Raw genomic sequence first — 25,251 nt, 5'->3', positions numbered from 1 at the left:
GAAGAAATGGAATTCTCGATATTGGATGGATTGGTACTGCCTAAATTAGTTCTTGATATATGTTCAAAAAAAGAGGTTTATTTTCCTTGTTGACTTCCGTCCACCTCAGGGACTATGTTATGCCCCGATCGCTTATTCATTCCTAAACTTTGCGATCGCAATAACTTCTCGGAACCCATCAACGAAGTAAATCATTTTTGAGCGATTGTGGCAATAAACAAATAGCTTTAAAGGGTGTTTCGGTCTCAATGGAAGGGTTAAGCAGCAAGCTTAAATATCCCAAAAATTATCTAAACAGAGGATTTTTGGATTCAGGATATTCAGCTAAGCAACATCGTCGCTCCGACTACTACCAAAAACGACGCAAAAAAAAGCCAGAAGAAATGTCGCCACAAAGGCACATGTCTGTTGAGTACAGCCTCTTCTGGTTTCACTGGATCGTAGTAGATAGTTACATTCTTGCCAACAGCATAGGGAGAAAGATGCATATTAGCATCTCGTTTAGTATTTCCGTTAACTGAGTAAAAGTAGAGTCGCTCGCTCACATAGCGCTTTCTTTCCACAGTATACTCATAGCGAACATGAGGATACCAACCATCAGAGTCTTCTTTAAGGTTGCTTTCCAAAACCTCTCCCGTTGTCGTAGACCAACGCTTTGACAAATGCTGATGCCTCAATGTCCAGAGTAGGTAGAGACCAAAACCTAGTCCAATGACAATGCAGATGAGACCAGCGATTTGAGGACTGAGTTGCATAGATGTCAGATAATTCGGGATGATTGTAATATACTAAGCACGGTTGAGGATTAAACTTTCTGGGTTGTCACAAGCTTGACTAATTATGGTTTGACTGCGAAATTAAAAGTACATTTTTTAGTCGTTTACAGCATAACGACTAAAATCAGCGGCGGCAGACAAACTCGAACTCAGCACCAGCGGCTTTCAACCGTCCGCCTGCATTTGAATTGTTAGACGGCTTTTTTCTAAGTTGCTTGCAGAATATAGAACGTATAACCATAGAAGTCGTTGAATTTTTCAAACAGTCTCATTTCTTCTTCAGTTTCATAAATAACTAATTCAGTATTTGGGGTAATTTCCATCTGTTGCATCCGCTCACGGAGTGGTTCATAATAATTGACCCACCAAGCCTGACTCGGCAGCCGATGCGTAGAAAGTACGCTAAAGCCAGACCGATTAGCCCGATCGATATTCTCAGCCTCGCTACCCATCATAGGATAGGCGTTTTGCCAATACGCGATCGCAGGCTCTGGCACATTATCAGTAAACCAACTCATCTCTGATATGACGGCAATGCCGCTGTTGGCAAGAAGCGGTTGCCAGATTTTAAGAGCCTGCTCAAATCCAAGATTATAAGCAGCCCCCTCAGACCAAAGCAGGTCAACCGAACCCACTGACCAATCGAGCTTAGCCATGTCACCCTGAATTGGAGTGATTAAATGCTCAAGACCAAGCTGTTTTGCGCGAACTTTGAGTTCGTCGATAAAAACCGACGAGGAATCTACTGCCATGACAGTGCTTTGGTAGTGTTGTGCAAGCAGCAATGCACTAGCACCGCTTCCACATCCTAGATCAGCAATTCGCGGCTTGAGCGGCAAAGTAGAAAGATTGCACAAAATATTGCGCGAGAAGTCAGAGTCACCTGGACCTTTACGGTCAAGTCCACGGTGTAAATCAGTCAAAGCGGCAACGTACTCAGTTTGAGTGTCTGTACTCATATGGATTTTTGGTAGCTCTAATACCAAGAGGCTTTTGCCGTCTAACTATGTATTAGACAGAAACTTTCTGCCTAATCTGACTATAAGGCGTTTAGACGGAAAGTCAACTTTCTGTATAAACGCCCTATATGGGATCAAAAGCGGAAACTTTCTGTCTAAGATCCCAATTTGGGGGTGTTATACAGAACCTTTCTGCATAGCCACCCAGATTGGTGTGTTATACAGAAAATCTTGGATTTTATTTAGATTTGTGTCTGTCTTGTACATTGAGTACATTCTCAATAGTGGAATTTTTATTAAAATTGAGTTATCAATTAGCCGATCTCATAATGAGACTCAAAAATGCCTCATTCATCATATTTTTTCAATCATCATTTTTTTCAATAAATGCTGATTCTCAAGAAATACCTGCTGAATGCAGGATAGAAGTAAGATCGTAGTATTTGCAGATTTGCAAAGTACGATCTGAGCTTTAGAATCACAGTCAAAGCATCTATCAATCATATCTCATATAAGACTTATTGGTATCGCTGTAAGTCTTATATACAGAACGCGAGACTCACAAAATACTATACTTGGGTGCGATTCATGTAGATTCATTATTATGTACCTTCAACATATAAAGACTAAGCAAAAGGATAAATGGATGAATGCGATCGACGAATCAGATGGAGCGATTGAAAATAGCTCCAATTCCAAAAAATTAGTGCCAAGAAAGTCAGTGCCAAAAGTTCTGACCGCTCTTGGGCTAACATCAGTCAGCATTTATAGTTTTGCCTGTGTAGGTTTGTGGTTTGGGCAAACTCGATTTATCTTTAAACCAACCCATACAGTCACTACTACACCAACCGAAGCCTATAAGCTCGCATATCAGGATGTCTATCTACCAGTAAACCTAGAAAATGGTAGCATCGAAAAAATTCATGGATGGTGGATTCCTTCTGCCAATAAAGACGCTCAAGTTTTGCTTTATCTGCATGGCAATGGCAAAAACATGCAAGCAAACTTAGCACAGGCCAATCGCCTGCATAAATTAGGTTTCTCTGTATTACTAATTGATTATCGCGGTTATGGACTCAGTGACGGAGGCTTTCCCTCAGAGTCTGGTGTGTATGTAGATGCTCAGACCGCATGGAATTACCTCACCCAACAGCAACAAGTTAACCCTAAACAGATTGTGATTTACGGACATTCACTTGGAGGTGCGATCGCGATCGACCTAGCTAGCAAACATCCCGATGCTGCAGGATTAATTATCGAGAGTTCCTTTACCTCAATGCGCGATATGGTATATCGGGATCCTAAGTTCTCTATTTTTCCAGTCGATCTACTCCTCAATCAAAAGTTTGATTCCATTCACAAAGTTGCTTCTCTCAAAATGCCCGTTCTCTACATTCATGGTACAGATGATGAACTCATTCCAGCTCATATGAGTCAACAACTCTTTGATGCTACTTTGACAAGGAAGCAACTGCTGTTGATTCCAAATGGAAAACATAATACAAATGCAGTTGTGGGCGGTTCAATTTATCTCCAATCCGTACAAAACTTCGCTCAAAAGGTCAAAACCTAGCAGCCTGTCAATTATGAATGATGGGTATAAATATATTTTTTGAAGGGTATAAAGAGGGTAAAGTCGCTTAACTGAAAATCTCTAATCACTTAACGCTTTTTTTGCCTGCTGCCAGAGAACTTCCAACTGCTCGATCGCGTAATTTTCCAATGACTCTTCAGCAAGAGATTCCATAATTGCCAGACGTTGGATAAATTTACGGTTGGTCGATCGCAGTGCCGCATCAGGATCGAGCCCATGCCACCTAGCCACATTGATCAGGGTAAAAAGCAAGTCTCCCAATTCCGACTCTTGATTGTCCTTACTTTCGTGCTTAAGGGCTTGTTGAAACTCGGCAAGTTCCTCATCAAACTTCGCCCAAACACCTTCCACATTCTCCCATTCAAACCCAGCCTGGGCTGCTTTTTGCGAGATCTTCATCCCAGCACTTAAAGCGGGTAAGCTACGGCTGTAGCGACGTAACTTATCACTGAGCTTGGGCGTTTTATTGGGATCTTCACCCTTCTCTTGGGCTTTGATCTGTTCCCAGTTTTGATGAATCTGTTCCATGCTATCGACCTTGACATCCGCAAATACATGGGGATGCCGACGAATCAGCTTCTGGGCAATTCCCTCGGCTACTTCTGCAAGGCTAAATTGATTGGTTTCGCTGGCAATTTGCGATTGCAAAACTACCTGCATCAGGAGATCGCCCAATTCCTCTGCGATCGCACTGCGATCGCCACTCCGAATCGCCTCGGTGACTTCGTAAGCCTCCTCGATAATATAGGGAATTAGGGTCTCTGCAGTTTGTTCTAAGTCCCAAGGACAGCCACCATCAGGCGATCGCAACTTCGCAATTACTTCAATCAGATGTTGCACAGCTTCCAAATTTTTATCGGTCATAACCTCTCACTAGATAGGTCGTGGGGGAATTCTCTAATTTATTTGACGACGAAACTCTTTTGGACTAATACGGAGCGGGTTTTGGGGATCCCAGATACCGACTTCTAGCAATCTTGCCTTTGCTTGAGCGCGACTTAGGTCAGCCTCATATTTCACATTAGGAGAAACTGAATCAGCTATCACAAGTCCTTCCTCCACAAGTTGGGCATTAATCAAGCGATCGCCTTTCCATAAATAAGCTAGCACGCGTTCGGAGTTATCTTTTGTAATGACATCAAACTCTAGCAAGACTTTCTGCTCTTTCACCAATTCTTCTAAGCGTTGACGAGCGCGATCGCCCCAAGGACTTTGTTCTTTGAGTGGGGCGCTAATCCCAATCAAACGCACCCGTTTCAAAACTGCCGTCAAATCATCACTGGGTGCGCCTTCAATACCTTGACCGCTGACAACACGGTTAACTGTCCAAGTTTCACCCCGATGGACTTCAGGCTTCTTGGCAAAATTAAGGCTAATATTGATGACCACAAGCAAGATCAGCAGTCCCAACCATAAAACAACCGTTGAGCGATATCGTTTTAGCCCTGTAGGTTTTAGATCGTTGCGCTTTAATTCAGCCTTGCTTTTCATATTTGAGAATCTATCCAAGGGCTTACGATCCAAATAACTTACCACTAGCGATCTGTCAAGAATATTTTGGGATTGAAAATCAAATAAAACAACCCCTCACCTATTCAAATCTGGAACCGAAAACCCCTAGTCGTGATCTAGAGGCAATGCAAAAGAAAACCACCGCTTCCTTTGTTTAGGAAAGTATTGACCAAACTGAATCTGATACACTTCATCCTCATCTTGAGTTTCTAGCTCTAAATCGGAAGAAGCATAGCTGGAGCAAATTAGGGCATAGCCTTCTTGCTTGAGTGCTTGTGACAACCCCATGGCTTCTGACTGATCGAGTTGTCCAGAGATCACGCGCATGGCACAAGCCGTACAAGCCCCATTGCGGCAAGCAAAGGGTAAATCAACGCCCTGCTCTTCTAGGGCTTCAAGAATATAGCGATCGCTGCTTATCTCTGCCTCATAACGCTTCCCTGTGAGGCGATCGAGAATAGATACCGTATGTCGAACTTTCTGCTTAATCATTTTGCTTAACTTGATTATTTATCTTTGGGGGATCATGCCCGTTTCGCGTGCATAGGCAAAGATGCCTCCCGCGTCAATAACTGGTGCGACTTCGCCCAAGGGTTTGAGCTCAAAGGTTTCACCCGTGGTGTCGTTGGTAATGCGATTATTGTCAAAATCTAGGGTGGCAACCTGTCCAGTTTGAAAGCGATCGTGCAACTTGTTGCCTGATTCCCAAGGATATAACTCACCAGTAGCCGTACAGTTGCGAAAAAAGATGCGAGCATAGGACTGCGCCACCACAACTTTTACACCTGCTGCACCAAGAGCGATCGGAGCATGTTCGCGCGATGAACCACAACCAAAATTTTCACCACCAATCAAGATTGGAAATTCGGTTTTGATTTCCCCTTCTACAATAAATTTGCCATAGCGATCGGGCAGTCCAATCATGGCATAGCTTCCTAGCTTCTCGTACTCATCAGGCTTAGAAGGAACTAGGGTTAAATATTCGGCAGGAATGATCTGATCTGTATCGATGTTGTCGTCAACAACAAAAACTTTACCTTGGACAATTTTGCTCATAGCGTAGTTATTCTGGTTTTATGACATCCTTACTCTATTTATAACTTGTTCAAGCCAGTCAAACACAAATAATATCCAGAAATATACAGAATATTTGCACTGTAAATCCTGACAATTTTATGGTGGATAAGCGAAGATATAGCAATAGAATTTTCGAGGCTTTATGAGTTTAAAAGAATCCGAACAAATTGAAAAAGTGCTAGATATTTTGTCTCTATGCAAACGAGCTGATGGTAGAGCTTTGGTACATCTGGGAGAAACTGCCGATCGCCGACAGTTTTACGTGCTTGAAATTGCCGATGGCGATCCCATCCTAAAAGCGAAAAAGCATTTGCAAGAACTGAAAAATGAACTATTGAGACAAGACTTTTAGTTTAGTCCCTTCTAACAGGAACGTTCTAGAGGCAAGGAATCACACTAAGCAATTAGTTTGCTGATTTCCTCAACCCACCGCCTGCGATCGCTGTGCGTTAGGGTGAGAATATCCTCCAGAGCCCAGTGAAAATGAAACGCGATAAAGGCTACCTCCTCGTAAAACAGGTCTGAGGGGTAGCCTACAATTCCCCCAGGGGAGAAACTCCTATACTTTGTGGGTGTAGGTTTCCGAATAATTGCTTTAGGTAGAGAAAGTCAATCAAAAAGGTTTCCTCTAAAAGTTCGGGCGTGACTTGAGTCAGTTCGCCAAGCCGTGTAATCACTTGGGACAGCATCACAAACACACCATAGGCAGGCTCGGCAATCACGCGGCGATCGCTCTGTAACACAAGTTCGTCTTTTCCAATCGCCAGCCGCATACTTCCTTGACGATGCAAATTTCCCTGGAGATCTAACAAACCTTTAGGAAGCGTAAATTTAACTTCTTGGTGAGGCATTTTCATTTACAAACGCAGTTTTACTCGTAAGAATCCTTTGGCAGATCGGGGACTGCCTTTTGGAGGATGTGTTAGGCGATCGCCTTAGCGCATGGTGGCAAAGTTCTAAGTTCCAAATCAAAACAAGAAATAGAGTATAAAGAATTAAGCGCCTAGATCTGTGCTTGTAGAAACACCTTCATCTTCTAGATCGTTAATTTTGCGATAAAACTTTTGTAAATAATTTAAATCAGAGGCAAATAATCCCTCAATCACTGTAGGGGTAATCTCATCCAACGCCCCTAATTTTGTAATTACCCTTGTCAAGATAATCACAGTGGCATAGGCAGGGTTGCCCTTTACTCTTGGATCGCGCATTGGCACTATTTCATCCATTGCCCTTGATAAGCGCATAATTCCCTTGCGATGAACATTCCCCTGCTCATCAAGATAGCCTTTGGGTAAGGTAAATTCAAACTCAGTTTGAATCATGGGTTGTAACTACCTAACTTATTTAACCCGAATAAACTCATTGACACTCAATTCAAGCTCAGCGACGGAAAATTCACTAGAATCTGCTTTAAAACTACTTGCAAGCTTATAGCGTACTGGCCAAGCACCATTAAACCTAAATCTAACTTTCTCAGTAGCAGATTGATCGTAAACAGTGATATCACCATCTCGTAGCTGCTCAGCCCAATGTCCTGTTTCTACTTTAGTAAACCAATCCCAGAGAGTCGTGGATATGGTTATTCCCTGCTTAAGGGTGATATTACTGCTTTTACTATTACCAGCGATTTTTGTGCGAACTACACGTCCTTTAGTATTGCCAGTCTTGCCCCATACCTGTGGTGTGACTTCAGCAATTTCGATCGCATCTTGGCTGCGTTCAAACCCACTACATTCCATAAAGTAGCCGTCGATCGTTTCATTACTTCCCTGAAGTGTAATTTCAAGGTAGAAACGTGCCGTAGTTAATATTTCAAGTTGCTGAGCCATATTTGAATAAAAGCTAAAGCACTTTTATCAATGAATAGATACATTAATACAGTATTTCATCTGCGATCGCAGTAAACAAGGTAGTACAACCGTACATCCTGCCTCTTGGCTTTAAGTAGAGGCAGGATGTACGATCTTAATTATTTTGTGCGAAGCAGACTATGAAAGCCAACTTCGACTGTTTCTGTAAACAATTCGGTGCTATCAGGGGCAAACTTTGAGGTTTTGTAACTCTTGCACATAGCCCCTGTAAACGTCCAAGTAGCAGCCTCTTGCCCCCCTTGGTTGTAAAGAACAATGGAACCACTCTTCAGCGCTCCTGCTGATGCTGTACCGCCTCCAAGCATGGGAGCAGAGTGACAATCTGCATACCATTGCTGAAGTTTTTTCTCGTCAGTTGTACCGACATAAACAATCGTGACAGTACCAGTAGTACAGCCAGTAATCGTTGCCTGCATTTGAGTAACCCCATCTTTGGATACACCAAAGGGTTTTGTATCTCCAGTGGTATCCAAAGTGATGGCGATACCGCTGATGCTCTTAACATACAGGTCTTCTAATCCGTCCATCTTCACATAAAACTTAGAACAGGCGAGAATTTCACCATTAGCCATAACTTTACTTCCAAAAATTTAACCTAGCTAAAGACCGAGAAAAGTTCCTATGATACTTCTATTTTGCACGAACCATTGACTCAGCAACAATTTCAAAGGTTTCAACCGCCAAGTCTTTACTCTCAGCATTCAGATCTGACATTTTGTAAGATTTTGGCCAGCACTTCTCAAAGTTCCAACGTAGAACTTCTTTGTTACCTGAATCGTAAGCAACGATAGATCCAGACTTGCGGTTTTCAGACCACTTACCATCTCCTCCATCAGGCGTTAGCATTACCGCCTTCATCCAGTTGTAAAAATCTAGGTCGCCCTCTTTTAGATAAACCTCAATCGTAAAGTTTGGGTTTTCTAAAAAGCCTGCAGATGTACTCTGACGCATGGTCATTCCATCTTTTGTTGAAGCAAGCGCCTTTTCGTGACCAGCCGTGTTTCCTGTAAAAGTAATTTCAGTAACACTCTTGATCATTTTTTGTTCTAAGCCACCGAATTCCACATAAAATCGACTAGTAGAAACTGGTTTGAGTTCAGCCATTTCGCTACTCCTTTGTAGTAAAACAGTTAGTTTTTATCGATTAACAAAGATAGAGCGCAACCAATGCTTAGCTATCTTAGGTATCAGATTTTTTAAGAAATATTAGAGACTCAGACCAAGCATTACGTGTATCTCGATCTGTTTCTAGCTGTATCAGCATTAATACCCTATCAATATAGGGATTTAGACATCACAAACCCTAAACATAATTTATCATGTCTAATTGCTAAAGCAAAGTCGGCTATCTGGTGCGCCCGAATAATCAAGGGAGTACCAAAATTTACTGAGTCATTACCAGACAGCCAATCTCTAGTTGTGATTATTGGTTAGGGGACCACTGGCTGACGCGGAAGATCACAAATTCTGCCGGTCTTACAGGGCAAACACCAATTTCAACATACAAACGTCCCATCATCATGGTTTCATGGGTGTTGATCGAAGCATCGCACTTGACGTAGAAAGCTTCAGCAGGAGCGCCACCAAATAGGGCACCATTCCGCCATAGTCCTTCTAAGAAGTTACCAACAGTGCGCTTGACTCTTTCCCATAGATCCATATCGTTGGGCTCAAACACGACCCATTGCGTACCAATTTCAATGGACTTCTCAATGTAACTCAGCAGTCGGCGTACACTGATATAACGCCATTGAATGTTATCTGGCTCAACCAAAGTACGTGCACCCCAAACCTTAAAGCCACGGTTGTAGTTAGCAAAGTTACGAATACAGTTGATGCCTAAGGGGTTGAGCAGTTCTTGCTCGCGCATGTTGGTTTCGTAAGCTAGACCTAAAACGCCTCTGGGGGTTTCGTTTGCAGGAGCTTTAAATACGCCGCGTGATTGGTCGGTGCGACACCAAATGCCCATCATGTGGCCGCAAGGGGGAACGAGGATGGGCTTGCCGCCTGTACGAGGGTTGGCAACTTTAATCCAAGGATAATAAAGTGCGCCAAACATAGAACGGCGATTAAATGCGCTCAGCCATTGGGCAACGTCTTGGGGCTTTTGGCGATCGGGGGTGACTGGCTCAGGTCCTTTACCTGGTTTAACAGGGGGTGCATCTAGCACTGCCATGCGGAAAGCGGGACCTGGGAAAGCGTTTTCGCACATAGACACCATCATTTCCATGATGCCGTGTACTTGATCTAAGTCCATAAGACCCTCTTGATAGACCCGCATCAGATCGGGGCAGGCAATCATAGAGACTTCATCAATTTCAAAGATGCCTTGAACGCCTGTGCGATCGTCCCGTTGTCCTTGCAAATCTCTAGAGAACCTAACAGGTGTAGAGATATAAGGGGGTGGGGCGATTTCAAAGGTACCGTTGGAAGGACGACGAGAAAGGGGTTGTCCGCTAACAGAAATATCAGCACCTGTGACAAATTCTGAAGCTTCTAAAGCTGTCACCACATAGTCTGCCAATTCCGTAGCCACCTGAGGGTTCATACTGAGGTGATCGTAGCGTTCTAAGAGTTCGCCTCCCTGTGATATCACAACACTAAAGAATTCCCCTGTATTCATCGGTGGGTCAGTGCCTTCAGGGGCATCTTCAGGTAAAGGTTTAGGCGTGCTCTCAAGAATAGAAACCTTAATCCGCTCTACGCTTGCAGGTAAAGCTAATTGTCCGTCAGATGCCTCTGCTTCTTTTAAGATGAAACTCAAGGAAGGCTTATTGCTTGAGGTACCAATTTTAAGTGCAGTTTCTGCTGCTGGAGGTAAAGGCGAACCAGGTAATTTTGTACCGATACTAATTACCCAACATCTGCCCCCACCATTGTTAAACCAGCCATTTACCGCAAAGGGTAGGTAGGCATCAAAGTCTGTGTAACCGTCTGAACCTGGTTTTGCGTAGTACTCGCGATATTGGTCCCAGTTGGTCACCATCATCGGTTTAAACATCTCAGCATCACCGCGCACATCTTCAGTGAAGCCGATAAAACCAGCCACGCTCATGCTAATGCCTTCAATCGGTCGGCTACCTTTATCTACCTCTTCGACATATACGCCCGGGGCAAAATAATCTAATGCCATAAACTAATTCCCTCTGTTTAGTAATTCGTAAGGGGACATCTAATTTTTTGCTTTGTAACGCTGAGCTATCACAGGTGACATAGCTGGAGTCATGTAGCTAAAAAATTAGGGTGTATAGAATTACAGCTTAGATAGCAGTTAAACTAAGGGTTATTAGACTTAAGTCTAAACTCTTTAGAAATTATGAGATTTAGGCAGGGTGATTACAGGTAAGTACTTAGATATTTACTAGGTCGGTTTGGAGACACTACAGGGGATCCGGGGCATACCTCTAGGCTAGAAAATCGCTAGTTAGAAATCATATTTTTGGATGTAAGTACATGTAAACAATTGTAATTGCTTACATGTAACGGCTTAATTCTACAAAATCAGTCGTAATCGATGGAGCATAAAGCAATGATATGCCAACACCACAATTAGTTTCTGTTTTACTCGTTGAGGATGAATTACAGTTTCGTAGGGGGTTACAGACACTACTTACTTTCTATAATGATGACTGTTATCTACAGTTTCAAATCGTAGGTGAGGCGATTTCTGTGGATCAAGCGATCAAGTTAGCAATGGAACAAAATCCTGCCCTAATTTTATTAAATTTAGGCTTGCCAGAATTTGACGGAATTAAGGTTTTGGTTGGTTTGAGAGACCGAGGCTATAAAGGAAAGGTATTAGTCCTATCAGCACATCGTAAGGATGAGTGGGTGTATCGTGCTATGCAAGCTGGGGCAAAGGGTTATATTGCCAAGGATCGGGTGGGTAGCCAACTTTATGATGCAATCTCTACTGTCATGAATGATGAGATCTTCTTAGCCCCAGAAACTGCCACGAGTTTCTTTCGGATGTTCCATTTTTATGCGGGCCGATCGCTTCAAGCGGATCGAGAAGTACATTTAACCGAAAGAGAACATGAAGTTTTACATTGGTTAGTGCAAGGAGCATCAAACGAAGAAATTTCTAGCTATCTATTTGTGACTGTAGCAACGGTAAAAGCGCATCTGACCGCTATTTTTAATAAGTTAAGTGTCAATAGTCGCAGTCAGGCGATTATTAAGGCACTGAAGTTGGGATTAGTGATGACATAGCTTCGGCTCTGCCTAGCCACTGGTAACAGAGCCGAAGCCATCAGAATCAAAGGGTTTTATCAAGTCGTTATTATTTAGATTTATGGTTACAGATCTCAAGACTTGGCAAGCACAAAATCGGGATGCGATCGCGCAGAGATTAGAAGGAATCAGCGAACTCGAACAACAATATTGTTGCTTTGAGCCTTCTGGTATTCATTTTGTTGCGGTCAATAAAGAGGAATCTATCCTTCAACTGGCTTTATTTGGGCAAGTAGAGCTAAGCTCGGAACTGGTGCAATCTGAGATTGACCTTAAGCAACCACTCAATTTAAGTGCTTTCTATGCCCAAGCTATTTTGTTAAGTCTCGTATGGCAACCTCAACCCCAACGGGTTTACATGGCTGGTTTTGGCGGTGGCAGAATTCCTTTGGTTTTACATCACCATTTTCCAGATCTGAAGATCGAGTGTACCGAGATCGATCCAACCATTGTGCAAGTAGCACAGGAATTTTTTGGCGTTCAACTTGATGCAAGGCTCCAAGTTGCCATTCAAGATGGGCGCAAATACCTGGTAATGCAAGATTCCACAGTTCGTTATGATCTAATTATTGTGGATGTAATTTTGGGTAATGGTTATGCCCCCTATCGCATGGCAACAAGAGAGTTTTATCAGCTTTGCCAAGATCGCCTGAGTCAAGACGGCATAGTAGTTGTGAATCTAATTCAAAAAGATCCGTTTTATCTCGAAAAAATCAAGACGATTCACAGCGCTTTTGAGCACATTTATCTATGTCCTTTAGAAAAGGGAAATACAGTGATTTTAGCCACAAATCAAACTTTGCGATCGAGTTTAGAAATCATTGAGAAAGCCGCGCAAATTGCTTCAGAGCATCAATTTCCTTTCCCATTCGCCGATCGCGCTCAGCAGATAATAACCCCCGATCGGATCCACGAGTATTTACCCGATCTAGAGAAATCCCAAATTCTTACAGACGAAGCACCCCCTCAAGACTACTTTGAGCAATTGCCTTCTTTTAAAACTGTTTTTGCTAAGGTGAGTCCTGAGCATCCCTGTCCTTGCGGATCGGGTAGCCTATATCAAGATTGTCACGGTAAACCGACCCTTTAGTTGAGAGATATATGAGCAATTATCTTGCGATCGCGACGGTGACAGCTTCTCTGCAAAAGGTCTTACAGGAGGCAGTGCAAAATGATGTAGAGGGAGCTAGAGCCACAACTGCCGCTCCTAGCTCGATGGCTAGTGGTCTGCCAGAAACAGGAGTGAATATCTTTCTCTACCAAGTAGTTAGCAATCCTTCCCTTGCGAATGCAGATTCGACACCCTTTCGTTCTAAAGGTACGCCACTCAATCGTCAAGCCGCTCTGGATCTTTACTATATGATGAGTTGCTATGGTAATGATGCGGAACTGCAACCTCAGAGGATCTTGGGTAGCGTAGTACGCACGATGAACGATCGCCGAATTCTCACACCCGAATTAATTCGGCAGACCTGTAACGATCCAACATTTCCCTATTTGGTTGATTCAGACTTAGAAGATTACGTTCAACAGATTAATATCGTCCCAATCAATCTAACTCTTGAAGACCTATCCAAAACTTGGTCGGTGTTTTACCAAACGCCCTACGTGCTTTCAATTGCCTACAAGGTATTGGTTGTGATTATTGAGGGAGACGAAGGATTTAAGCGGGCTCTGCCAGTACGCGATCGCAACTCAGGCAATCTCACGCCTTTCCCCGCTCAGCCTAAAGTGGAACAGGTTTATGCCCAAACAGGAAAGCTCGATCCCATCTTGGCAGATAGTACGCTCTCGATCAAAGGTAGGAACTTACGAGGTTCTGTTACAGAGGTGAGAATTGGAGATGTGAGAGTGACTCCAACAGAGGTAAAAGAGCATGAGATTATTTTGCCGCTTAGTTCTGTTCCTATTGGTTCGTTATACGCAGGTGTACAAAGCTTACAAGTAATTCATCGTGCCTTAACATCTGCTGATGCAGGTTCGCGCTTGACCAGTGGCGTAGAGTCAAATGTTGCTCCGTTTGTGCTTTGCCCAAGCATTACAAAAGTAACCGTCACAGAAGTTGAAGAACATGACGAACTGCGTTCCGCTATGATTAATGTACTGGTAGATCTTGCGATCGGTAAAAAACAGAGGGTCGTGCTAGCACTCAATGAATGGTCGATCTCCAATCCAGTTTCTTACATGTTCGATCGCGAACCACTCGTAGCTGACACCCATAGTGTTTCAATTCCGATCGCTCAGGTCAAACCAGGAGAATATCTTGTTCGCATTCGCATTGATGGGGCTGAAAGCAAAATCGGCGTAGATACCGATCCGAATAGCCCAACATTCGAATGGTTCAACAGCCCCAAAATCACGATTTCATAGATAAACGAATCACAACCTACTAAATATTATGAGTGAAGATAATCTCGAGAAACAGCTCAATCTGGAAGTTGAGATGATGAGTACCAATCAACTAACTACCCTTGGCAATCAAGCGCAAGAGTTAGGACTAATTGCTGGACATGGGTTTCGATCTGGGAAATATGAAATTTTGCGACAGGGGGAATTTGTGCTTTTAACTCCTGCGGAAGCTCAGAAATATCTGGAAAATTTGATTAAAGAAATTACAGGCTAAATGGTCTTATCTACAGTAAGTACTTATGATAATTGGCATGCCATCAATCATGCTTATTTAATAGCGGCTCTCGCATCGATACGTTCTATTTTAGAGCAACGTATCGAAAGATTTTCTGACAATAGTAATGGCACTGCCCATATTGGTAGCGAATTTCAGTCAGACATCTATACCCCATCGCTCGATGGTGCACAAAAGCAGCCTCTCTCATCTGCCCAGTTTAATCACGCTCCTTTTGCCTTAGATCGCCTATGTCAAGCGCTTGACCTGTCACCCTTTGACCGAGATGTCCTGCTTTTATGTGTGGGCATGGAGTTTGATAGTGGATGGGCAACCCTCTGTGCCAAAGCATCGGGAGACTCTCAAAGAACCTATCCTACCCTCGGCTTAGCGCTGTCCATCTCCTCTACACCTGATTGGGTAGCATTGTCGCCGAAAGCTCCTCTAAGACGTTGGCGTTTGATTGACATCGGTGTTGGCAATGCGCTCACGACTAGTCCACTTCGTATTGATGAACGCATTCTTCATTTTTTAGCGGGCGTGCATTATCTGGACGAACGCTTAGCAGGAATCGTCGAACCGTTGCAGTTTCTACATTCATTAGTTCCTTCTCACCATCAAATCGTGCAACAAATGTCTGCAACTTGGGCAGAGTTGTCATCGGGAACTGTTTTACCAGTGCTGCAATTATGTGGCGATGATGTCAGTAGTAAGCGCGCGATCGCAGCCATGGCAAGTCAACAGACTGGGCTCAAAGTTCATGCACTCTCCGCCGAAATGATTCCCTCCGATCTCAATCAGTTCCAATTATTGAAATGTCTTTGCGAACGGGAGTACACGCTTAACGATACGGCATTACTGGTAGACTGCGATCAAGTTGAAAACCTCGATCCGCATCGAGATGTCGCCATCGCCCGACTCGTCGAGGTAATTGACTGTCCTGTGATTATTACCAGTCGCGATCGACGGCGGCAACGCCAGCGCCCAATTGTTACCTTTGATGTCCATCCACCTACCAGTGATGAGCAGCATATCATCTGGCAAGATGCCCTGACGGGCACAAATATAGTTGAGGTAGAGCATTTACAGACTCACATCGAAACCCTCGTTTCTTATTTTAGTCTCAGCGCTCCTGCGATCCAAACGATTTGCTTAAAAGCAAAGGGAGTCAATACAGAGATCGTAGCGCAAGCAAATTTAGAGCATACCCATGGGCAAGTAGATAAGAGCAACCACCAGCCTAAATTTCAAAAATCTCTATGGGATGCATGCCGTTCGCAAGCACGCCCGCGTTTAGATGAACTAGCTCAGCGGATTGACTCGGCTGCGGGCTGGGACGATCTGATACTTCCCGAAAAAGAACGGATGGTTTTACAAGATATTGCCGCCCACGTTCGCCAAAGGCTGAAAGTCTATGAGGATTGGGGATTTGCAGGAAGAGGGAAAAGAGGTCTGGGGATTACATCCATGTTTGCAGGAGGAAGCGGAACGGGCAAAACAATGGCAGCAGAGGTGTTAGGAATGGAACTCAAGCTAGATGTTTATCGGATCGATCTGAGTTCGGTGATTAGTAAATACATTGGTGAAACAGAAAAGAACCTTCGCCGCCTATTTGATGCTGCGGAGGGTGGTGGGGTCATCCTTTTGTTTGATGAAGCTGATGCCTTGTTTGGGAAGCGATCGGAGGTCAAAGACAGCCACGATCGCCACGCCAATATTGAAGTGAGCTACCTGCTGCAACGCATGGAAGCCTACCGAGGCTTGGCAGTTCTCACTACAAACTTAAAAAGCTCTTTAGATCAGGCTTTCTTGAGACGATTGCGGTTTGTCGTGCAGTTCCCCTTCCCCGATGCTAAACAACGACTGGAAATTTGGCAAAGGGTTTTTCCTAAACAAACTCCTACGGAGGGACTAGATTTCCAAAAGTTAGCAAAACTAAATGTAGCAGGTGGAAATATTCGTAACATTGCTTTAAATGCCGCATTTATTGCAGCGGATGCAAGCGAACCCGTGCAAATGAAGCATATCTTACAGGCTGCCAAGATCGAATACATCAAACTTGAGAAGCCTATGACCGATGTTGAAGTGAAGGGCTGGGTGTGAGCGATCTAAAATTTGCGATGCATCACCTTGATATTAAGTAACTCTAATAATTGTTAAGTATCGCCATCCCTTGATTTAACAGGCTTTGAGAAGCCCTACAATAGAATCATTAAATCACTTCCTTTCTAAGAGGTTAAATATATGAAACTAATGGAAATGTTGAAGCGGATGATGCAATACCTAAGCGATGGTGCTGCGAATATCTTTAGTCCAAACCGTGATAACTACCCTGCCACTGGCGTGCAACCCTTTTCTGACGATCCGCCCAGTGAAACCATTCACGGAACTAAATAGAAACGAATTGCTGTTTAGATAAGAGGCACAAACTAAATTCTCCTCTATCTATGTCTTGCTTGTGTATAGTTAACGAATAAATTTTAACTTCCTTCTAAGATGCGAGGGTGGGCGTAGCTCACCCTGTTTGCGTTTATGGCAGCTAATCCAACAGATCTGAAGTTTGGATATTCCTTTGACGACATTGGCGCTCGCTGAGAGCTTGGGAACCAAGCTCTCAGCGAGCTTTTTGATATAGTTGGTTAGGGGTTTACGCGACACCGTCGGATGCGTTGCCAAGGGCTTTGGCGATCGCTTGCAGTTTGCTGAAACCACCACCAATTGTTTACATTTTTTAAGTTGACTTTTTGAGCTATTGCCTTTAGTTTGGATTGTATCGTCTCATCGACTCCCCCCTCGATCCTTGAAAACTGCATATTTGCGTTGACATGCGTCGATAGCTTATCTAGAAAGGGTTTCAGGAACTCAGTTACCCTTGATAACCTGTCAATAAGCAAGTCTTATTGACACTAAATGAGGTGCGTCGATTGACCCCTCTAAAAGCTTTGCTAGGTATGACTCAAAAATGGTAGCCCTTGCATCTGCCCCACCCCGAAAGGGAACTGAAACGGGGCAGAAAGATCGAAGGTTGAAGAATGAAGATCGAAGAAATAGAGAAAGAATGAATTTGTTTGTGTAGGGGTAGCACCCCTGTGCCTACCCCGTAGAGATTTTGGCAACCATACAGAGACTGGCGTGCGAAAAATCCTAGGCGATCGCATAGAGATCTGGGCGATCGCGGGGGGATTGCCCCTACGGGTTTTTGGATGTTTTGTGATTCCTATCAGAATGCGTTTCGCAGAACGAAATTAAACCCTCCGATTTCGATCTTCCGCCTTCCCTCTTCCGTCTTTATTTTGTAGTGCTTATTGACAATAACAAGATCGAAAGCCAATACCCAGATAAAGCAAAAACCCTCTCGTTGAGAGGGTTTTAAGGCATGGACACAACTGGACTCGAACCAGTGACCCCCACGATGTCAACGTGGTGCTCTAACCAACTGAGCTATGCGTCCTCGAACAATCGGATTATCAATATACCATAGACCGTGAATTTAGAAGATACCTACAGTAAAAATTCTTCAAAAGGTATTGGGTTATAGATCTTGTCACGATCGATCGCAGCGAGAATCTTATTATCACAGCGATCGCTTCGCAAGCATTGACAGACGAGGTCAGCAACATCTGCACGATGAATCGTGCCCGAAATCTTAGGATTTTCTGTGAGAATGCCTTTACCTGTCGGTGGCTCAGACTTTAAGCCTCCTGGACGAATAATCGTATAGGTCAACCCACTCTCGATCAAATAATTTTCTGCCTGTGCCTTCTCGACGAGAACGCTACTAAGCGCCTGTAAAGCTTGTGGAGGAAGTGCTTCCGCACTATTGCCACTCCCAATCGAAGTAATCAAAATAAACTTTTTAACTTTTGCCTTGACCGCAGCATCGATCAAATTTTTATTTCCTAAAAAGTCAGCTCTTACCCCATCTTTGGGCAAACCACCAATGGTGCTAATTACCAGATCGGGAGCCTCTCGCAGCATAATTTGCTCTAGATCTGTTGAATTTAGGGCATCAGCGATCGCCACGAAAATACCCACTGCCCCAAACTCTACTTGGTAGGTGATGTCTCTCAACAGTGCCGTAATCGCATAATTTTGAAATAGAGAACTTGTCGTTAAGTTCTTGGCAATTTCTCTGCCTACACCACGACTAGCACCCGCTAAAAATATGCGCTCAACCATGTTGTCCAAAAGACATCACAACACCGATACGAATTTGTTTTAACTGTTAGTTAAATCAACTAAATTGATTCACTATATTAAAACGGGCTAGGAGGGATTCGAACCCCCGACACCGTGGTCCGTAGCCACGTGCTCTAGTCCACTGAGCTACAAGCCCTTAACTTGCATTAGCAAGAATAACACATCTTGATGCAAAACCCAAAAATTATCTTACTTTAACGTAAGCTTGGGATAATAAAAGCTGAAACCCTATACAGTGAGATTAATTTTATCCCCAAGGATTGGATGGTCGATCGTTAATGCTTACCCAGTAGCGAATGTCAGAAATTTTTAATACTTCCATTGCGGAAGCTTCCGCCCAAAAATCCCACCCTGCCCAACCTGCATTTTGGTCGCCATCATGAAACTCTGCCATCCGAAAACCATCCTCTTCTAAAACTTGTAGACCTTGGCGGCGACATTTCTCATCAGCAATGGATTGGGAAGTCAACGTCTTACCCTGCACATGAGGAACTGCGATCGCTTTGCCTCCAGACCAAGAACCTCTTAAGGCACCACCATTTGTAGTATTTGGGCGGGGAAGTCCTGCGGGTTTTGGTAAGCCCATCTTTTTAATGCCCAGTAACGGTAGAACTGCATGAGTGTCCGTATCGCCGCTATAGGCGTTGGTAAAAGCATCCGCACCAAATAAAGCATAGGGTTTCCCATTGAGAATGGCGATATCTAGTACGCACCAAGTCATGGCTTTGCGATCGGATTTAACTTCAACTTTAATAGTTGGAGCAGGGACATAAATGAATGAATTATTCATGGTTTAACCCACTTTTGCGATTTTTAAATTAAATTTCACTAACTTTACAAAGACCAAGCTATTCTCAAATGATGCAATGCCCGATCGCAGGATTGCTACTTTGGGAAATATACTCAGAATGTTAGCTTTAGCGCTACTTATATATTGATCTGTAATGAGTTAACATTGCAGAATATAACCTTTTCGATAGGCTGGGAAATTAATACGGCAATTCCCCCATGACCGCTTCTCAACAGTCAAATCCTTGGATAGGACGCACAGTTGGCGATCGCAACCGATATCGCATTACCAGCCGTTTAGGTGGCGGCGGAATGGGAGATGTTTTCTTGGCTGTAGATACCCTACTCGGGCAACAAGTGGCGTTGAAACTGCTCAAGGAAAAACTGCTAGAAGAAGGCGATCTGAGACAACGATTTGAGCGGGAAGTTTTACTCTGTGCCGCGATTCAAAGTGAGAATGTCGTACAGGTAAAAGACTATGGCGTGATCGATGAAGGCTACCCCTTTTATGTCATGGAGTATTTGCGAGGACAAACCCTAGGTCAGCTCTTGCAAAAAGAAGGACGTCTCTCTGTAGAGCGATCTGTAGGCATTATCAGTCAAGTTTGCGATGGATTGCAGAGGGCGCATAAAGGTGTGGTGATGTCTCATGACGGGGCGACCTCAGGCGAACTCATTCAGATTGTGCACCGTGACTTAAAGCCCGAAAATATTTTTTTAGTCCATTCCTCTCTGGGTGAACTGGTCAAGGTTTTAGATTTTGGGATTGCCAAAGTTTTTAGCAATGAGACGCCTTCTACCAATACAGGTTTGTTTATGGGCACTTTTCAGTATGCTGCTCCCGAACAAATTGAAGCCAGAAGAGATCTGGATCTACGCGCTGACATTTATAGCATCGGCATGATTCTCTATGAAATGTTGAGCGGCTCCGATCCCTTTGGTTGTAGCGCAGAGGCTGGAGGTACTTGCTGGTTGCGATCGCATGTCTACGAACCACCCCGATCGCTGCGATCGCAGCCCAATTGCGAGCATTTATCGATCAAATTAGAAGCCGTGGTGATGCAGTGTCTGCGGAAAGTACCTAGTGGTCGCTTCGCTTCTGTTTCAGCATTGAACCAAGCCTTGCAAACTGCAACGGGGGTAAAGGTGGACGCTAGGACGATGATGCGATCGCAGGCTGAAACAATTATCATGAAGCCTATTTTAGATGCTCCATCGCCCCATGTAACAACGCCTAGCACCCCGTCGGTGAGAGCGTCACAGTTTACCAGCTATTTTTCTTACATGCTGGCAAAGTTGGAGCCAATCTTACTCAATTACATTGGACCCATTGCACCAATCTTGCTAAAGCAAACTAGTTCGCAAGCTTCTAGCCCCTCAGATCTAATTAAACGACTACTTCAGCACATACCCCCCAACAAGCAGTCAGAATTTAAAGCCACTGTTAGAGCCGCGATCGGGACAGTTGATACCAACCCAAGCAAGGGGAAAAAAGTTGATGCCACTACCTCAGGCAAGGGGCAAAAAACTGCGCCTCCATCATTGCCTCCAGTGGTGCTGTCTACCAACCACCAAATTAACCAGAGTTTTATCGATCGCTGCGAGAAAGAACTAGCCGATACGATCGGACCAATGGCAGGCTTAATTTTGCAAAAAACCCTCGCGCAGAAACCTTCTTCTCAAGCAGAGTTAGTTGAAATGCTGGCAGAGCAGATCCCTAACCCCACCTATGCTGCAAAGTTTCGCCAACGCTTAGGATAGCTGTTAGCAATTAGCGTTTAGCCCTTTTAAAGACTTTACACGGTATGGCAATCATCCTACGGAATGTTCTAACTTATCTGAAAACCGAAAACTGAAAATCGATATTCCTACTCATGTCGATTTAGCATCTCCATTGCCATGGCTAGACTTAGCTTCATGCGATTAAACGCCTCGGCTAAAACGCCAATTTCGTCATGGGATGTTTGTTCAAATTCGGCATCCATTTTGCCAGTACTGACTTCTTGGGCAACTTGAGCCATGCGTTTGAGGGGCTTAATCACGGCTTGTTTTAAGAGTAAATTGATCAACAAAATCGCGATCGCAAAGATGCTACATACCGCCAGCATCACAAACAACAGGGATTGTCTGGCACTGCTAACAATTTCTTGGGCCGGAACAGAAATGATCTGAGCGCCAACAATCTCATTGAGCTTCCAACCAAAGCCTCCTTCACGTCCGTAGCTGGCTAGCATACTTTTTGGGGCAGCTTCTGGCGTACTGTGACAGCGCAGGCAACTCTCTTTGCCAATCGCAATCGGTCGGGCAATGTAAAACAAGTCACCGCCAGGAAAAGAACGAAAACCCGTTAATTCTTTGAGCCCCGACTCAGTCCGAAATCGTTGCACCAAGTCTGACTCAAAGCTATCTGCCTTATCGCGCAGGTTGGTAGGATTGAGTGTAGCTTCTTTATAAAAGAAGTCAGCATAGTCTTTATTTGTACGCAGATGCTCAAATACCTCTCGGGCTGAGTACCCAGGAACCGTCTGCGGTAAAAATTCTGCTTCAGTTTCTAATCTCGGGGCAAGTTGTGGATTAATCTGGGTGCTGGTGTAGTTACGCACAGAGTTCATAGCCTGAATCAAAACTAGGGCTTTAGAGACAATTTGACCTTCGGCGTTACGATTCAGGATTGCTGACAAAGCAAACCCGCTGATCGCAATACTAATTAGAAAAGCAATTAGTAGAAGTAGGTTAAACTTTGCTCCAAGTCTGAGATTTTTAAACATGGTGGCTTTACAATACAGGCAAGAAAAGTATAAACCCCATTTATGCTGCGTATTACTTTCTAAAATATGTTTTCACGTCGCCTATTGCTCAGTCACTTTCTACTGGGATTACTTATCAGTTGTACTCAAGAGAAACCTGTTAGTAGAAAAAAGCTGATTGTTGGCATTGTCGGCTACGGTGAGGGTAACAAATCTATCGATCAATATGCCCGATTTAAAGATTACCTATCTACTCAGACAAATTCAGTAATTGAGTTAGAGCCTGCCTTTAACGAAGTTAAAGCACTCGAGCAAATTCAACGACGCATCTGGTCGCTCGTATTTGCACCGTCGGGTTTGGCAGCGATCGCCATTTCTAAGGAACAGTACCTACCGTTGTTTCCCATGCAGGGAGTCGCTAATTTGCATTCTGTACTGGTTGTCAAAAAAGATAGCCCAGTGCAAAAAATTTTCGATCTGCAAGATCGGGCGATCGCGCTAGGACAGGTTGGTTCGGCAACTGGATACTACCTCCCCATTTACAACCTATATGGGTTAAAGCTATCAGAAATTATATTTGCCCCTACACCCAAAGCCATCTTGGAACTGGTAGATAGTGGAGCCGTCGCAGCAGGAGCAGTCTCCAAGCCTGAATTTGACCGATTTAGTCTGGAATTTGGGCAACAAAAATTCCGCATCCTTCAAACCAGCATGCAGAGCGTGCCACCAGGCATGGTCTTGCTTGCCCCAACGGTAGAGCGTAACGAACAAGAGCTCATCGTTGCTGCCATGAAATCTGCCTCGCCCACAATTATTGCTGAAGCAGGCTACATCACGAATGTGCCACTGCCTGACTATACTTTTTTAATCGAAGTGGTCGATCGCGTTAGACCGATTGTGACCCGCATTAAGCAAAAACCTGCCCCGCTTTACGAAGAAAAGTGAGAAACGGGGAAAACTTAAGATCGCGTCGCATCTTGTCATCCGTACAAGCATAATTGCCCTCTAAGATAGGTAGCAGATGTGGTATTTATTAGGCATTTTGAAAGCGCGTAGAGCGTAACACTCAAAGCCTGCTCCGTCACACATTCAATAAAAGTTGGTATTACGTAAGGGAAATCTATGGCAGCTATTGGCATCATGACCGCGCAAGTCCGACAAGAAAGGGCTGTAGGGCAGATTCATGTCTACGATGGCAAAGGTAAGGGCAAATCGCAAGCAGCCCTCGGTGTGGTTTTGCGATCGCTTGGGCTAGGCATGGCAGCAACAGAAGCCTCGCACCCCTTTGAAACCCGAATTTTGCTGTTACGATTTCTCAAAGGACCCGAGCGCGAATATGAGGAAGATGCCGCGATCGCGGCGTTGCAGCAAGGATTTCCACACCTGATCGACCATGTCCGTACGGGGCGAGCCGATTACTTTGATGCCGAGCATGTCACACCCCTCGATCGCCAAGAAGCCCAAAGGGGTTGGGATGTGGCGAAAGGCGCTATGGCTTCGGGGCTTTACTCGGTGATTGTGTTAGATGAAATTAACCCCGTCCTCGATTTGGGGCTGTTGCCAATTGATAAAGTCGTAAAAGACCTCAAGCACAAACCCGAACATATCGAAGTCATTGCCACAGGTCGGGGTGCGCCCCAAGCCCTGCTTGACATTGCCGATCTGCACTCAGAAATGCGTCCCCACGAGCATCCCAATGCCGAAAGCTATGGCGTCTCGGGAATTGAGATTTATACAGGGGCGGGCAAAGGCAAAAGCACTTCTGCTTTGGGTCGATCGCTCAAAGCGATCGGTACGGGGATCAGCCGAGATTTATCGCACCGCGTCTTAATCATGCAATGGCTCAAAGGTGGCTCAGGCTATACCGAAGATGCGGCGATCGCTGCCCTACGTCGCAGTTTTCCCCATGTCGTCGATCATCAACGCTGCGGACGCGATGCGATCGTCTGGCGCGGACAGCAACAGGAAATTGACACGATCGAAGCGCAACGGGGCTGGGAAATTGCTCAAGCCGCGATCGCTTCTGGGCTTTACAAAACAATTATTCTAGACGAACTCAACCCCACAGTCGATCTCGATCTGTTGCCCGTTGACCCCATTTGTCAAGCCCTTCTACGCAAACCCCGCGATACCGAAGTAATCATTACGGGACGTTGCTTGCATCCCCCCGCCTATTTCGATCTTGCCAGCGTCCATTCTGAAATGGTTTGCCATAAACACTATGCCGAGAAAGGAGTCGATCTAAAGCGAGGCGTCGATTTTTAAAGAATGGGTTAAACTAATCACTATGATAATTTTTGTTTAGACGTAGCTGTTGTAGACCATGGAATCACTGTTTTCTACTCAAGGTGTCATGATCATGCTGCTGGGAGCCTATGCGGTTGCCATGTGGATGTTTCTGACCAGTGCGCCCAAAGTCCATACATTGATGGTGTCTGATATGGAGCAGGCAAAATATTTTTACGAAGGGCAACTGCAACTGCCTACCGCTGATGTCCCTCTCCATTACTATTATGGCTATGAGCATGGGCTAACGGCTGGTACTGACCCGATCTATCTGCCCTCCGAAGCCAGACAACCACGCTCAAAATATTCAGCAGATTCAGAGGGGGCGTGGTATCAATTACAAAAAAACATTCAACTGCATGTCGTTCCTGGGGCAAATGTTACGGAACCCAATCGCGGTCGGCATATTTGCTTTAATCGAGACTGCGTGGAGCAAGTGTTGTTGCGAATTCAAATGAAAGGGGTTAAGCACAAGATTCGTAGCGAAAAACCACTCAAATTTTGGGTCAAAGACCCCGACGGTCAAATTATTGAGATTGCTGAAGTTGTAACCTAATCGAACTGCGAGATTCAGCGATTAAAAA

General features: G+C 44.4%; 29 protein-coding genes and 2 tRNA genes. 12 read left to right on the top strand and 19 right to left on the bottom strand.

All coding sequences use genetic code 11. The features are described 5' to 3' along the window. Window positions 1–320 precede the first annotated feature (320 nt). Entirely contained in the window at window positions 321–755 is a 435-nt protein-coding gene (locus ACP2WE_RS24305) for a DUF3592 domain-containing protein (RefSeq protein ID WP_425218103.1), read from the bottom strand. Window positions 756–982: 227 nt separating this feature from the next. Continuing rightward, entirely contained in the window at window positions 983–1,735 is a 753-nt protein-coding gene (locus ACP2WE_RS24300) for an SAM-dependent methyltransferase (RefSeq protein WP_425218102.1), read from the bottom strand. A gap of 604 nt (window positions 1,736–2,339) precedes the next feature. Between ACP2WE_RS24300 and ACP2WE_RS24295 the strand changes: the two genes are divergently transcribed. After that, complete coding sequence (locus ACP2WE_RS24295) at window positions 2,340–3,308, top strand: alpha/beta hydrolase (RefSeq protein WP_425218101.1); 969 nt, start codon at window positions 2,340–2,342, stop codon at window positions 3,306–3,308. A gap of 81 nt (window positions 3,309–3,389) precedes the next feature. Here ACP2WE_RS24295 and mazG read toward each other — a convergent pair whose 3' ends face one another. From mazG to ACP2WE_RS24275, 4 genes are all read right to left on the bottom strand, one after another. Beyond that, a complete protein-coding gene (gene mazG, locus ACP2WE_RS24290) occupies window positions 3,390–4,193 on the bottom strand; it encodes a nucleoside triphosphate pyrophosphohydrolase (protein ID WP_425218100.1) in 804 nt (267 codons plus the stop codon). Window positions 4,194–4,226: 33 nt separating this feature from the next. Continuing rightward, a complete protein-coding gene (locus tag ACP2WE_RS24285; protein WP_425218099.1) occupies window positions 4,227–4,820 on the bottom strand; it encodes a thermonuclease family protein in 594 nt (197 codons plus the stop codon). Between the two features lie 126 nt (window positions 4,821–4,946). Continuing rightward, on the bottom strand, window positions 4,947–5,333 hold the full coding sequence (locus ACP2WE_RS24280; protein WP_425218098.1) for a 2Fe-2S iron-sulfur cluster-binding protein: 387 nt from the start codon (window positions 5,331–5,333) through the stop codon (window positions 4,947–4,949). Window positions 5,334–5,351: 18 nt separating this feature from the next. Then, window positions 5,352–5,897 (bottom strand): LeuD/DmdB family oxidoreductase small subunit, encoded by a 546-nt coding sequence (locus tag ACP2WE_RS24275; protein ID WP_425218097.1) that lies wholly within the window; start codon window positions 5,895–5,897, stop codon window positions 5,352–5,354. 163 nt (window positions 5,898–6,060) lie between these two features. Here ACP2WE_RS24275 and ACP2WE_RS24270 point away from each other — a divergent pair, with 163 nt between their 5' ends. Then, window positions 6,061–6,270 (top strand): hypothetical protein, encoded by a 210-nt coding sequence (locus tag ACP2WE_RS24270; RefSeq protein WP_425218096.1) that lies wholly within the window; start codon window positions 6,061–6,063, stop codon window positions 6,268–6,270. 44 nt (window positions 6,271–6,314) lie between these two features. Here the strand turns inward: ACP2WE_RS24270 and ACP2WE_RS24265 are convergent, their stop codons facing one another. The 7 genes from ACP2WE_RS24265 to ACP2WE_RS24235 form a co-directional block, all read right to left on the bottom strand. Then, the gene (locus ACP2WE_RS24265; RefSeq protein ID WP_425218104.1) at window positions 6,315–6,437 is read right to left on the bottom strand and encodes a DUF6760 family protein; all 123 of its coding nucleotides are present in this window, start codon (window positions 6,435–6,437) and stop codon (window positions 6,315–6,317) included. Window positions 6,438–6,451: 14 nt separating this feature from the next. After that, window positions 6,452–6,775: a hypothetical protein gene (locus ACP2WE_RS24260; protein WP_425218095.1), complete on the bottom strand. Its 324-nt coding sequence runs from the start codon at window positions 6,773–6,775 to the stop codon at window positions 6,452–6,454. 138 nt (window positions 6,776–6,913) lie between these two features. After that, window positions 6,914–7,240 carry a hypothetical protein gene (locus tag ACP2WE_RS24255; RefSeq protein WP_425218094.1) on the bottom strand — a complete coding sequence of 109 codons (327 nt, stop codon included), beginning with the start codon at window positions 7,238–7,240 and terminating at the stop codon, window positions 6,914–6,916. Between the two features lie 18 nt (window positions 7,241–7,258). Then, a complete protein-coding gene (locus tag ACP2WE_RS24250; protein WP_425218093.1) occupies window positions 7,259–7,747 on the bottom strand; it encodes a phage tail protein in 489 nt (162 codons plus the stop codon). Window positions 7,748–7,887: 140 nt separating this feature from the next. Continuing rightward, window positions 7,888–8,361: a phage tail protein gene (locus ACP2WE_RS24245; RefSeq protein WP_425218092.1), complete on the bottom strand. Its 474-nt coding sequence runs from the start codon at window positions 8,359–8,361 to the stop codon at window positions 7,888–7,890. A 58-nt stretch (window positions 8,362–8,419) separates the two neighbouring features. Then, window positions 8,420–8,893: a phage tail protein gene (locus ACP2WE_RS24240; RefSeq protein ID WP_425218091.1), complete on the bottom strand. Its 474-nt coding sequence runs from the start codon at window positions 8,891–8,893 to the stop codon at window positions 8,420–8,422. A 319-nt stretch (window positions 8,894–9,212) separates the two neighbouring features. Beyond that, window positions 9,213–10,922 (bottom strand): phage tail sheath family protein, encoded by a 1,710-nt coding sequence (locus ACP2WE_RS24235; protein WP_425218090.1) that lies wholly within the window; start codon window positions 10,920–10,922, stop codon window positions 9,213–9,215. Between the two features lie 401 nt (window positions 10,923–11,323). Between ACP2WE_RS24235 and ACP2WE_RS24230 the strand changes: the two genes are divergently transcribed. The 6 genes from ACP2WE_RS24230 to ACP2WE_RS24205 all read left to right on the top strand — a co-directional run bounded on the left by ACP2WE_RS24230 (window position 11,324) and on the right by ACP2WE_RS24205 (window position 17,042). Continuing rightward, window positions 11,324–12,001 carry a response regulator gene (locus ACP2WE_RS24230; protein WP_425218089.1) on the top strand — a complete coding sequence of 226 codons (678 nt, stop codon included), beginning with the start codon at window positions 11,324–11,326 and terminating at the stop codon, window positions 11,999–12,001. 82 nt (window positions 12,002–12,083) lie between these two features. After that, a complete protein-coding gene (locus ACP2WE_RS24225; RefSeq protein ID WP_425218088.1) occupies window positions 12,084–13,112 on the top strand; it encodes a spermidine synthase in 1,029 nt (342 codons plus the stop codon). 11 nt (window positions 13,113–13,123) lie between these two features. Beyond that, on the top strand, window positions 13,124–14,392 hold the full coding sequence (locus ACP2WE_RS24220) for a Pvc16 family protein (protein ID WP_425218087.1): 1,269 nt from the start codon (window positions 13,124–13,126) through the stop codon (window positions 14,390–14,392). A 28-nt stretch (window positions 14,393–14,420) separates the two neighbouring features. Next, window positions 14,421–14,645 carry a hypothetical protein gene (locus ACP2WE_RS24215; RefSeq protein ID WP_425218086.1) on the top strand — a complete coding sequence of 75 codons (225 nt, stop codon included), beginning with the start codon at window positions 14,421–14,423 and terminating at the stop codon, window positions 14,643–14,645. Then, window positions 14,646–16,748: an ATP-binding protein gene (locus ACP2WE_RS24210; protein ID WP_425218085.1), complete on the top strand. Its 2,103-nt coding sequence runs from the start codon at window positions 14,646–14,648 to the stop codon at window positions 16,746–16,748. Window positions 16,749–16,889: 141 nt separating this feature from the next. Beyond that, window positions 16,890–17,042, top strand: coding sequence for a hypothetical protein (locus ACP2WE_RS24205; protein ID WP_425218084.1), 153 nt, complete (start codon window positions 16,890–16,892; stop codon window positions 17,040–17,042). A 69-nt stretch (window positions 17,043–17,111) separates the two neighbouring features. Here the strand turns inward: ACP2WE_RS24205 and ACP2WE_RS24200 are convergent, their stop codons facing one another. The 5 genes from ACP2WE_RS24200 to ACP2WE_RS24180 all read right to left on the bottom strand — a co-directional run bounded on the left by ACP2WE_RS24200 (window position 17,112) and on the right by ACP2WE_RS24180 (window position 19,635). Then, the gene (locus ACP2WE_RS24200) at window positions 17,112–17,357 is read right to left on the bottom strand and encodes a hypothetical protein (protein WP_425218083.1); all 246 of its coding nucleotides are present in this window, start codon (window positions 17,355–17,357) and stop codon (window positions 17,112–17,114) included. A 665-nt stretch (window positions 17,358–18,022) separates the two neighbouring features. Beyond that, window positions 18,023–18,096: transfer RNA gene (locus tag ACP2WE_RS24195), tRNA-Val, on the bottom strand. 50 nt (window positions 18,097–18,146) lie between these two features. Then, a complete protein-coding gene (locus ACP2WE_RS24190; RefSeq protein WP_425218082.1) occupies window positions 18,147–18,824 on the bottom strand; it encodes an SDR family oxidoreductase in 678 nt (225 codons plus the stop codon). Window positions 18,825–18,907: 83 nt separating this feature from the next. Beyond that, window positions 18,908–18,981, bottom strand: a tRNA-Arg gene (locus ACP2WE_RS24185). Window positions 18,982–19,092: 111 nt separating this feature from the next. After that, window positions 19,093–19,635: a hypothetical protein gene (locus ACP2WE_RS24180; protein WP_425218081.1), complete on the bottom strand. Its 543-nt coding sequence runs from the start codon at window positions 19,633–19,635 to the stop codon at window positions 19,093–19,095. Between the two features lie 218 nt (window positions 19,636–19,853). Between ACP2WE_RS24180 and ACP2WE_RS24175 the strand changes: the two genes are divergently transcribed. After that, window positions 19,854–21,395 (top strand): serine/threonine protein kinase, encoded by a 1,542-nt coding sequence (locus tag ACP2WE_RS24175; RefSeq protein WP_425218080.1) that lies wholly within the window; start codon window positions 19,854–19,856, stop codon window positions 21,393–21,395. Window positions 21,396–21,502: 107 nt separating this feature from the next. On the opposite strand, the gene ACP2WE_RS24170 is transcribed toward ACP2WE_RS24175, so the two are convergent. After that, window positions 21,503–22,402, bottom strand: a complete 900-nt coding sequence (locus ACP2WE_RS24170) for a Tll0287-like and HAMP domain-containing protein (protein WP_425218079.1) — start codon at window positions 22,400–22,402, stop codon at window positions 21,503–21,505. Between the two features lie 66 nt (window positions 22,403–22,468). Here ACP2WE_RS24170 and ACP2WE_RS24165 point away from each other — a divergent pair, with 66 nt between their 5' ends. The 3 genes from ACP2WE_RS24165 to ACP2WE_RS24155 all read left to right on the top strand — a co-directional run bounded on the left by ACP2WE_RS24165 (window position 22,469) and on the right by ACP2WE_RS24155 (window position 25,223). After that, complete coding sequence (locus ACP2WE_RS24165; RefSeq protein ID WP_425218078.1) at window positions 22,469–23,326, top strand: phosphate/phosphite/phosphonate ABC transporter substrate-binding protein; 858 nt, start codon at window positions 22,469–22,471, stop codon at window positions 23,324–23,326. A 177-nt stretch (window positions 23,327–23,503) separates the two neighbouring features. Then, entirely contained in the window at window positions 23,504–24,646 is a 1,143-nt protein-coding gene (locus ACP2WE_RS24160) for a cob(I)yrinic acid a,c-diamide adenosyltransferase (protein WP_330486210.1), read from the top strand. A 58-nt stretch (window positions 24,647–24,704) separates the two neighbouring features. After that, complete coding sequence (locus ACP2WE_RS24155) at window positions 24,705–25,223, top strand: VOC family protein (protein WP_425218077.1); 519 nt, start codon at window positions 24,705–24,707, stop codon at window positions 25,221–25,223. Window positions 25,224–25,251: the final 28 nt, after the last annotated feature.

Source organism: Tumidithrix helvetica PCC 7403, from assembly GCF_965232925.1.
GTDB classification, from domain to species: Bacteria; Cyanobacteriota; Cyanobacteriia; order Pseudanabaenales; family Pseudanabaenaceae; genus Tumidithrix; species Tumidithrix helvetica.
Note: the sequence above shows the minus strand (reverse complement) of the source record. Positions and strands in the feature narration are given on the sequence as shown.

What these genes read in the sequence shown, in the direction of transcription:
- ACP2WE_RS24260 (WP_425218095.1), bottom strand. Translation starts at nt 6,775, where the DNA reads ATGAAAATGCCTCACCAAGAAGTTAAATTTACGCTTCCTAAAGGTTTG.
- ACP2WE_RS24250 (WP_425218093.1), bottom strand. Translation starts at nt 7,747, where the DNA reads ATGGCTCAGCAACTTGAAATATTAACTACGGCACGTTTCTACCTTGAA.
- ACP2WE_RS24295 (WP_425218101.1), top strand. Translation starts at nt 2,340, where the DNA reads ATGTACCTTCAACATATAAAGACTAAGCAAAAGGATAAATGGATGAAT.
- ACP2WE_RS24180 (WP_425218081.1), bottom strand. Translation starts at nt 19,635, where the DNA reads ATGAATAATTCATTCATTTATGTCCCTGCTCCAACTATTAAAGTTGAA.
- ACP2WE_RS24305 (WP_425218103.1), bottom strand. Translation starts at nt 755, where the DNA reads ATGCAACTCAGTCCTCAAATCGCTGGTCTCATCTGCATTGTCATTGGA.
- ACP2WE_RS24240 (WP_425218091.1), bottom strand. Translation starts at nt 8,893, where the DNA reads ATGGCTGAACTCAAACCAGTTTCTACTAGTCGATTTTATGTGGAATTC.
- ACP2WE_RS24255 (WP_425218094.1), bottom strand. Translation starts at nt 7,240, where the DNA reads ATGATTCAAACTGAGTTTGAATTTACCTTACCCAAAGGCTATCTTGAT.
- ACP2WE_RS24225 (WP_425218088.1), top strand. Translation starts at nt 12,084, where the DNA reads ATGGTTACAGATCTCAAGACTTGGCAAGCACAAAATCGGGATGCGATC.
- ACP2WE_RS24215 (WP_425218086.1), top strand. Translation starts at nt 14,421, where the DNA reads ATGAGTGAAGATAATCTCGAGAAACAGCTCAATCTGGAAGTTGAGATG.
- ACP2WE_RS24275 (WP_425218097.1), bottom strand. Translation starts at nt 5,897, where the DNA reads ATGAGCAAAATTGTCCAAGGTAAAGTTTTTGTTGTTGACGACAACATC.
- ACP2WE_RS24270 (WP_425218096.1), top strand. Translation starts at nt 6,061, where the DNA reads ATGAGTTTAAAAGAATCCGAACAAATTGAAAAAGTGCTAGATATTTTG.
- ACP2WE_RS24300 (WP_425218102.1), bottom strand. Translation starts at nt 1,735, where the DNA reads ATGAGTACAGACACTCAAACTGAGTACGTTGCCGCTTTGACTGATTTA.
- mazG (WP_425218100.1), bottom strand. Translation starts at nt 4,193, where the DNA reads ATGACCGATAAAAATTTGGAAGCTGTGCAACATCTGATTGAAGTAATT.
- ACP2WE_RS24235 (WP_425218090.1), bottom strand. Translation starts at nt 10,922, where the DNA reads ATGGCATTAGATTATTTTGCCCCGGGCGTATATGTCGAAGAGGTAGAT.
- ACP2WE_RS24155 (WP_425218077.1), top strand. Translation starts at nt 24,705, where the DNA reads ATGGAATCACTGTTTTCTACTCAAGGTGTCATGATCATGCTGCTGGGA.
- ACP2WE_RS24210 (WP_425218085.1), top strand. Translation starts at nt 14,646, where the DNA reads ATGGTCTTATCTACAGTAAGTACTTATGATAATTGGCATGCCATCAAT.
- ACP2WE_RS24220 (WP_425218087.1), top strand. Translation starts at nt 13,124, where the DNA reads ATGAGCAATTATCTTGCGATCGCGACGGTGACAGCTTCTCTGCAAAAG.
- ACP2WE_RS24175 (WP_425218080.1), top strand. Translation starts at nt 19,854, where the DNA reads ATGACCGCTTCTCAACAGTCAAATCCTTGGATAGGACGCACAGTTGGC.
- ACP2WE_RS24245 (WP_425218092.1), bottom strand. Translation starts at nt 8,361, where the DNA reads ATGGCTAATGGTGAAATTCTCGCCTGTTCTAAGTTTTATGTGAAGATG.
- ACP2WE_RS24280 (WP_425218098.1), bottom strand. Translation starts at nt 5,333, where the DNA reads ATGATTAAGCAGAAAGTTCGACATACGGTATCTATTCTCGATCGCCTC.
- ACP2WE_RS24160 (WP_330486210.1), top strand. Translation starts at nt 23,504, where the DNA reads ATGGCAGCTATTGGCATCATGACCGCGCAAGTCCGACAAGAAAGGGCT.
- ACP2WE_RS24170 (WP_425218079.1), bottom strand. Translation starts at nt 22,402, where the DNA reads ATGTTTAAAAATCTCAGACTTGGAGCAAAGTTTAACCTACTTCTACTA.
- ACP2WE_RS24165 (WP_425218078.1), top strand. Translation starts at nt 22,469, where the DNA reads ATGTTTTCACGTCGCCTATTGCTCAGTCACTTTCTACTGGGATTACTT.
- ACP2WE_RS24230 (WP_425218089.1), top strand. Translation starts at nt 11,324, where the DNA reads ATGCCAACACCACAATTAGTTTCTGTTTTACTCGTTGAGGATGAATTA.
- ACP2WE_RS24285 (WP_425218099.1), bottom strand. Translation starts at nt 4,820, where the DNA reads ATGAAAAGCAAGGCTGAATTAAAGCGCAACGATCTAAAACCTACAGGG.
- ACP2WE_RS24205 (WP_425218084.1), top strand. Translation starts at nt 16,890, where the DNA reads ATGAAACTAATGGAAATGTTGAAGCGGATGATGCAATACCTAAGCGAT.
- ACP2WE_RS24190 (WP_425218082.1), bottom strand. Translation starts at nt 18,824, where the DNA reads ATGGTTGAGCGCATATTTTTAGCGGGTGCTAGTCGTGGTGTAGGCAGA.